This window comes from Inquilinus limosus MP06 (assembly GCF_000767795.1).
Classification (GTDB): domain Bacteria; phylum Pseudomonadota; class Alphaproteobacteria; order DSM-16000; family Inquilinaceae; genus Inquilinus; species Inquilinus limosus_E.
In genome coordinates this window covers 1-7,402 of sequence record NZ_JANX01000303.1, presented here as the reverse complement: position 1 = coordinate 7,402, position 7,402 = coordinate 1, and the positions used below count along the sequence as shown (strand labels likewise).

The following is a 7,402-nucleotide window of genomic DNA, read 5'->3' as shown; positions in this document are numbered from 1 at the left end:
CGCTGCGACATCAAGTCGATCGCCCTCTTGCCCTCCGTCCTCGCCGCCCAGAACGCGGCCGAGGCCGGGGTGCTGGAGACGGTGATGCTGCGCGACGGCCTGGTCAGCGAGTGCGCCGCCAGCAACGTCTTCGTGGTCAGGGACGGCCGGGTGGCGACGCCTGCCGCCGACCACCGCATCCTCGACGGCATCAACCGGCGGATGGCGATCCGGCTGGCCGAGGAGCTGGGCATCGCGGTCGAGCAGCGCGATGTCACCGAGGCCGAGCTGCGCGCCGCCGACGAGATCTGGATCACCAGCACCACCAAGGAGCTGGCGCCGATCGTGCGGCTGGACGGCGCCGCGGTCGGCACCGGCCGGCCCGGCCCGGTGTGGCGGCGGGTGCGCGACGCGTTCGACCAACTGGTCGGGCAGCCGGCATGAGCGCTGGGACCACTGCACCGCTGATCGAGGTCGACGGGCTGACGGTCCGGTTCCCGACCGATGACGGCACCGTCACCGCGGTCGAGGATCTGAGCTTCGCCATCGCGCCGGGCGAGACGGTGGCGGTGGTCGGCGAAAGCGGCTCCGGCAAGTCGGTGACCTCGCTCAGCCTGATCCGGCTGGTCGACTATGGCGGCGGCCGGATCGCCCGCGGCTCGGTGCGCTTCCGCGGCCGCGACGGTACGGTGCGCGACCTGGCCAAGGCCCCGGCCGAGGCGCTGCGCGCCCTGCGCGGCAACGAGATCGCGATGATCTTCCAGGAGCCGATGACGTCGCTGAACCCGGTCTTCACCATCGGCGACCAGATCGCCGAGGCGGTGATGCTGCACCAGGGCAAGGACGCCAAGGCGGCGCGGGCCGAGGCGCTGAGCATGCTGGAGCGGGTGCGGATCCCGGAGGCGAAGCGGATGCTCGACCGCCATCCGCACCAGCTGTCGGGCGGCATGCGCCAGCGCGTCATGATCGCCATGGCGCTGTCCTGCCGGCCCAGCCTGCTGATCGCCGACGAGCCGACCACGGCGCTGGACGTCACCATCCAGGCCCAGATCCTGCGGCTGATCCGCCGGCTGCAGGGCGAGATGGGCATGGCGGTGATGTTCATCACCCACGACATGGGCGTGGTGGCCGAGGTCGCCGACCGGGTCGTGGTCATGTATCAGGGCCGCAAGGTGGAGGAGGGGCCGACCGAGCGGATCTTCACGGCGCCGCAGCACCCCTACACCAAGGCGCTGCTGTCGGCGGTGCCGAAGCTGGGCAGCCTGCAAGGTCAGCCTTTGCCGGCCCGCTTCCCGCTGGTCCGGGTCGACGGGTCGAAGGAGCCGCCGCCGGCGCCGCAGGATACGGTGCGCGCCGGCAGCCCGCTCCTGGAGGTCGACCAGCTCTCGACCCGCTTCGACGTGCGCCGCGGCGTGTTCGGCAAGCTGGTCGCCCGGGTCCATGCGGTGGAGCAGGTCAGCTTCGGCCTGCAGCCGGGCGAGACCCTGGCACTGGTGGGCGAGAGCGGCTGCGGCAAGTCCACCACCGGCCGCACCATCATGCAGCTGCTGGAGCCCTCTGCCGGATCGATCCGCTTCGAGGGCCGGGCGCTGGCGCAGATGAAGGCGGAGGAGCGGCGGCGGCTGCGGCAGAAGATCCAGTACGTCTTCCAGGATCCCTTCGCCTCGCTGAACCCGCGGCTGACGGTCGGCTTCTCGATCGCCGAGCCGCTGCTGACCCATGGCCTGGCCAAGGGCAGGGCGGTGGAGCAGCGCGTCGCCGACCTGCTGACCCAGGTCGGACTGCGGCCGGAGCATGCCCGCCGCTATCCGCACGAATTCTCCGGCGGCCAGCGCCAGCGCATCTGCATCGCACGGGCCCTGGCATCGGAGCCGCGGCTGATCATCGCCGACGAGGCGGTGGCGGCGCTCGACGTCTCGATCCAGGCCCAGGTGGTGAACCTGCTGATGGAGTTGCAGGCGCGGCACGGCCTGTCCTACCTGTTCATCTCGCACGACATGGCGGTGGTGGAGCGGGTCAGCCACCGCGTCGCGGTGATGTATCTCGGCCAGATCGTCGAGATCGGGCCGCGCCAGGCGGTGTTCGAGAGCCCACAGCACCCCTATACCCGCCGGCTGATGGCGGCGGTGCCGGTGGCGGACCCCACCCGGCGCAACCGCGACACCAGCCTGATCGAGGGCGAGATCCCGAGCCCGATCCGGCCCCTGGGCGACGAGCCGCTGGTGCGGCCGCTGGAGCCGGTCGGGCCGGGCCATTTCGTCGCCCGCCACCGCGTCGGCGATTTCAGCTAACCCACTCACGAAGCAAAGCAAAGGGGAGAGCAATGAGACACTGGAGACGGACCCTGATCGGCTGTGCCGCCGCGGCGCTGCTGGCGCTGCCGGGCGCGGCCATGGCCAAGACCCTGGTGATCGGCATCCAGGAGAATCTGACGGGGTTGGACCCGTCCAACGTCAACGAGACCTCGGCCCAGTCGGCCTCGCGCCTGTTCTACCAGGGCCTCTACGGCTTCGATCAGGACATGAAGCTGGTGCCGCTGCTGGCCGAGAGCTACACGGTCAGCGATGACGCCAAGCAATACACCTTCAAGCTGCGTCAGGGCGTCAAGTTCCAGGACGGCACCGACTTCAACGCCCAGGCGGTGAAGATCAGCCTGGAGCGCCTGGCCAACCCCGAGAACAAGCTGAAGCGCCAGTCGCTGCTGTCGATGCTGGACCATGTCGAGGTGGTCGACGACCACACCGTAAAGGTGCTGCTGAAGGAGCCGTTCGGCGCCCTGGTGAACACCCTGGCCCATCCCGGCACCATGATCATCAGCCCGGCGGCGCTGGAGAAGTACGGCAAGGACATCGGCCGCAACCCGGTCGGCACCGGCCCGTTCAGCTTCAAGTCCTGGTCGGCCGACACGCTCGAGGCGGTGCGCTACGACGGCTACTGGAAGGGCGCGCCGAAGGTCGACGGCGTCACCATCCGCAGCGTGCCGGAGAACGGCAGCCGCATGGCCATGCTGCAGGCCGGCGAGGCCCAGTTCATCACCCCGGTGCCGCCGGAGATGGTGAAGGTGATCAAGGCGAACGCCTCGCTCGAGGTCACCGAGCGGCCGTCGATCGTCAACTGGTACGTGGCGCTGAACACCCGCAAGAAGCCGTTCGACGATGTCCGCGTCCGCCAGGCGCTGAACTACGCGGTCGACCGCACCGCCTTCTGCAAGGTGGTGCTCAGCGGCTTCTGCGAGCCGGCGGATTCGCCGATGCCGCCGTCGCTGAAATTCTACGCCAAGCAGGGCGTCTGGCCGTATGACCCGGCCAAGGCGAAGTCGCTGCTGGCCGAGGCCGGCTATGCCGACGGCTTCGAGGCCGTGCTGTGGTCCGGCAACAGCACCACCTCGATCCGCGCCACCCAGTTCCTGCAGCAGCAGCTGGCCCAGGTCGGGGTCAAGGCGCAGGTGACGCCGCTCGAATCCGGCGTGCTGTCGCAGAAGATCTGGAGCGTGCAGACGCCGGAGGAGGCGACCGTGCAGATGTACTATGGCGGCTGGTCGTCCTCGACCGGCGACGCCGACTGGGCGCTGCGGCCGCTGCTGTGGGGCAAGGGCTTCCCACCGAAGCTGTTCAACGTCGCCTACTACTCCAACCCGGAGGTGGATCAGGCGCTGGAGGCCGCGGTGGCCACGGCCGACGAGGGCAAGCGCGGCGAGGCCTATGCCAAGGTCCAGGCGCAGGTCTGGCAGGACGCGCCCTGGATCGACCTGGCGGTCGAGCATGTGCTGAGCGCCCAGGCCAAGGACCTGTCCGGCGTCTTCGTCCTGCCCGACCGCGGCTTCGTGGTCGAGGATCCGGCGTTCCAGTAAGTCCATACCGAAAGGCCGGCGGATTTCGTCGATGCTGCCTCATTTTATCTTGTCATCGCCGGGCTTGACCCGGCGATCCAGGGGCCACCGAGAGCGGCACTTGCCGCCCTGGATGCCCGGGTCAAGCCCGGGCATGACAAGTTGGGGAAAGCGCGCGGTACCTATCGACGGTCCGCCGGCCGATCGGTCCCCGGAGCCCCCATGCTGAACTATCTGATCCGGCGCCTGCTCGGTATCGTCCCGGTCATGGCGGTGATCGCCGTCCTGGTCTTCAGCTTCGTCCACATGCTGCCCGGCGACCCGGCGCGGCTGGTGGCCGGGCCGGACGCGACCGCCGCCGACGTGGCGCTGGTGCGGGCCGATCTCGGCCTCGACAAGCCGCTGCACCAGCAGTTCCTGACCTTCCTCGGCAACATCGTGCAGGGCGATTTCGGCACTTCGCTGAAGACCCGTCGGCCGGTGGCGGAGGAGATCGGCGAGCGGCTGATGCCGACCGTCTGGCTCAGCGTCGTCAGCATGGTCTGGGCGGTGATCGCCGGCCTGCTGATCGGCGTGCTGTCCGCGGTCAAGCGTGGCCGCTGGCAGGACTATGGCGGCATGATTCTCGCCGTCTCCGGCATCTCCTTCCCGCCCTTCTGGCTCGGCCTGCTGATGATCGGCGTGTTCTCGGTCGATCTCGGCTGGCTGCCGACCGGCGGCTACGGCACCTGGCAGCATTTCGTCATGCCGTCGATCGCGCTGGGCCTGACGGTGGCGGCGGTGATGGCGCGTTTCACCCGCTCCGCCTTCATCGAGATCTTCCGCGAGGACTATGTCCGCACCGCCCGGGCCAAGGGCGTGTTCGAGCGCTCGGTGGTGTGGAAGCACACGCTGCGCAACGCGCTGATCCCGGTCATCACCATGGTCGGGCTGCAGTTCGGCTTCCTGCTCGGCGGGTCGATCGTGGTCGAGACCGTGTTCACCTGGCCCGGCCTCGGCCGCCTGCTGGTCGACAGCGTCTCCTACCGCGACTACCCGGTGATCCAGGCCGAGATCCTGCTGTTCTCGATCGAGTTCATCCTGATCAACCTGGCCGTCGACGTGCTGTACGCCTTCGCCAATCCGGAGATCCGCTACCGATGAGCGCCGTCACCGCCCCCGTCGCGTCGGCCGGCGCCGAGAAGGTGCGCTCGCCCTGGCGCGAATTCTGGCGCCGCTTCCGCCGGCAGAAGGTCGGCGTCATCGCCGGGCTGTTCCTGGTGGCGCTGGTGCTGATGGCGATCCTGGCGCCCTGGATCGCGCCCTACGACCTCGCCGCGCCCGACTACGAGCGGGTGCTGGAAGGCCCGTCCTGGGCGCATCTCGCCGGCACCGACGCCTATGGCCGCGACATCTTCAGCCGCATCGTCTTCGGTGCCCGCATCTCGCTGGCCGTCGGCTTCCTGTCGGTGACTCTGGGCGGCGTCGCCGGCATCCTGCTCGGCCTGGTCAGCGGCTTCTACGGCGGCTGGGTCGACGGCCTCGTGATGCGCTTCTGCGACGTGCTGCTGGCCTTCCCCGGCATTATCCTGGCGATCGGCGTCATCGCCGTGCTGGGGCCCGGCATCGACAACGTGATCTACGCCGTTGCCGTGTTCAGCGTGCCGGTCTTCGCCCGGCTGGTGCGCGGCAGCACGCTGGCGATCAAGCAGACCGTCTATGTCGACGCGGCGCGGGCGATCGGCGTGCGCCACCGCCTGCTGATGCTGCGGCACATCCTGCCCGGCACGCTGCCCAGCGTGATCGTCTACTTCTCGATGCGCATCGGCACCTCGATCCTGACCGCCGCCAGCCTCAGCTTCATCGGCCTTGGCGCCCAGCCGCCCAGCCCGGAATGGGGGGCGATGCTGGCCGATGGCCGCAGCTATCTCGGCGTCGCCGACCACATCACCCTCTTCCCCGGCATCGCCATCTTCGTCACGGTGCTGGCCTTCAACCTGCTCGGCGACGGGCTGCGCGATGCGCTGGACCCGAAGCTGAAGACCTAGAGGGAGGCATCGGTGACGGCCCGTCTCGCCCGCGATTTCGGCCTGGTCTGCGGCACGCTGCCGACCGGCCCGCTCAACGCCATCACCGATGTGCCCGGCGTGCTGGTCGGCCATCTCAGCATGCATGCCGGCGACGTGCTGACCGGCGTCACCGCCATCCTGCCGCATGCCGGCAACCTCTTCCGGACCAAGGCCCGCGCGGCGGTCGAGGTGATCAACGGTTTCGGCAAGAGCACCGGGCTGATGCAGGTGGCGGAGCTGGGGACGGTCGAGACGCCGATCCTGCTGACCAACACCTTCGCCGTCGGCACCTGCGCCACGGCGCTGATCCGCGCCGCCATCGCCGCCAACCCCGACATCGGCCGCGAGACCGGCACCGTCAACCCGGTGGTGCTGGAGTGCAATGACGGCTTCCTGTCCGACATCCAGGCCCTGGCGGTGACCGAGGCCGACGCGCTGGAGGCGATCGCGGCGGCCGGCGTCGGCAGAGTCGGCGAGGGCTCGGTCGGCGCCGGTACGGGGATGAGCAGCTTCGGCTTCAAGGGCGGCATCGGCACCGCCTCGCGCCGGGTCAAGTTCGACCGTACGCATTTCCATCTCGGCGTGCTGGTGCTGGCGAATTTCGGCCGGGCCGGCGACCTGGTGCTGCCCGACGGCCGCCGCCCGGCGCCGCCGTCGGAGCCCGCTCCTGAAAAGGGTTCGGTGATCGTGATCCTGGCGACCGACGTGCCGTTGGAGCATCGCCAGCTGCAGCGCGTCACCAAGCGCTGCGGCGCCGGGCTGGCCCGGCTCGGCGCCTTCTGGGGCCATGGCAGCGGCGACATCGCGCTCGGCTTCACCACCGCCGATCCGGTGGATCACGACCAGAAGCGGGACCTGGTCCCGATCCGGGCGCTCAACGAGGCGCGCATCGACCGGCTGTTCCAGGCCGCGGCGGAAGCGACGCAGGAGGCGGTGCTGAACGCCCTCTGCGCCGCGGGCCCCGCCGTCGGCCGCCGGGGCCACAGCCGGCCCTCGCTCGCGGATTGGCTGGAGGCGGAGGAACGCAAATGAGGATCTATATCTCGTCCGACATCGAGGGCGTGGCCGGCGTGGTGACACCGCAGCAGGGCCAGCCCGGCAACGGCGAATACGAACGCGCCCGCCGGCTGATGACCGAGGAGGTCAACGCCGCGATCGAGGGCGCGCTGGAGGGCGGCGCGACCGAGATCCTGGTCAACGACGCGCACGGCCCGATGACCAACCTGCTGCCGGAGCTGCTGCACCCGGCGGCGGAGGTGATCCAGGGCAAGCCGAAGCCGCTCAACATGTTCTGCGGGCTCGATGCCGGCCACGCCGCGGTGTTCTGCCTCGGCTACCACGCCCGGGCGTCGGAGCAGGGCGTTCTGGCCCACACCACCAACGGCTTCGCCTTCCGTGCCGTGCGGCTGAACGGAAGGCCGCTGGGAGAGGCCGGGATCTACGGCGCCTATGCCGGCAGCCTGGGCGTGCCGGTGGCGATGGTCTCGGGCGATGACCGCTGCGTCGCCGAGCTGCGCGAGCATTTCCCCGAGGCCGAGTTCGTCCA

Annotated in this window: 7 protein-coding genes; all 7 read left to right on the top strand. The window is 69.8% G+C overall.

Going from position 1 to position 7,402, the window contains the following annotated elements; translation table 11 throughout:
* Window positions 1–423, top strand: a 423-nt coding sequence (locus P409_RS20915; protein ID WP_034843101.1) for an aminotransferase class IV, incomplete at its 5' end; no start/stop codon positions are given.
* Entirely contained in the window at window positions 420–2,270 is a 1,851-nt protein-coding gene (locus P409_RS20910; RefSeq protein WP_034843098.1) for an ABC transporter ATP-binding protein, read from the top strand. The genes P409_RS20915 and P409_RS20910, both read left to right, overlap by 4 nt.
* Before the next feature lie 32 nt (window positions 2,271–2,302).
* Window positions 2,303–3,829, top strand: coding sequence for a glutathione ABC transporter substrate-binding protein (locus P409_RS20905; RefSeq protein WP_034843094.1), 1,527 nt, complete (start codon window positions 2,303–2,305; stop codon window positions 3,827–3,829).
* A 201-nt stretch (window positions 3,830–4,030) separates the two neighbouring features.
* Window positions 4,031–4,951, top strand: a complete 921-nt coding sequence (gene gsiC / locus P409_RS20900) for a glutathione ABC transporter permease GsiC (RefSeq protein WP_034843089.1) — start codon at window positions 4,031–4,033, stop codon at window positions 4,949–4,951.
* A complete protein-coding gene (locus tag P409_RS20895) occupies window positions 4,948–5,835 on the top strand; it encodes an ABC transporter permease subunit (protein ID WP_034843084.1) in 888 nt (295 codons plus the stop codon). Before gsiC ends, P409_RS20895 begins: the two co-directional genes overlap by 4 nt.
* 12 nt (window positions 5,836–5,847) lie before the next feature.
* Window positions 5,848–6,888 carry a P1 family peptidase gene (locus P409_RS20890; RefSeq protein ID WP_034843080.1) on the top strand — a complete coding sequence of 347 codons (1,041 nt, stop codon included), beginning with the start codon at window positions 5,848–5,850 and terminating at the stop codon, window positions 6,886–6,888.
* Window positions 6,885–7,402: M55 family metallopeptidase (locus tag P409_RS20885; protein WP_034843077.1), on the top strand; the 518-nt coding region annotated here is incomplete at its 3' end. The genes P409_RS20890 and P409_RS20885, both read left to right, overlap by 4 nt.

Excerpts from the sequence above, each read along its gene's own strand:
- P409_RS20905 (WP_034843094.1), top strand. The coding sequence starts at position 2,303 with ATGAGACACTGGAGACGGACCCTGATCGGCTGTGCCGCCGCGGCGCTG.
- P409_RS20910 (WP_034843098.1), top strand. The coding sequence starts at position 420 with ATGAGCGCTGGGACCACTGCACCGCTGATCGAGGTCGACGGGCTGACG.
- P409_RS20895 (WP_034843084.1), top strand. The coding sequence starts at position 4,948 with ATGAGCGCCGTCACCGCCCCCGTCGCGTCGGCCGGCGCCGAGAAGGTG.
- gsiC (WP_034843089.1), top strand. The coding sequence starts at position 4,031 with ATGCTGAACTATCTGATCCGGCGCCTGCTCGGTATCGTCCCGGTCATG.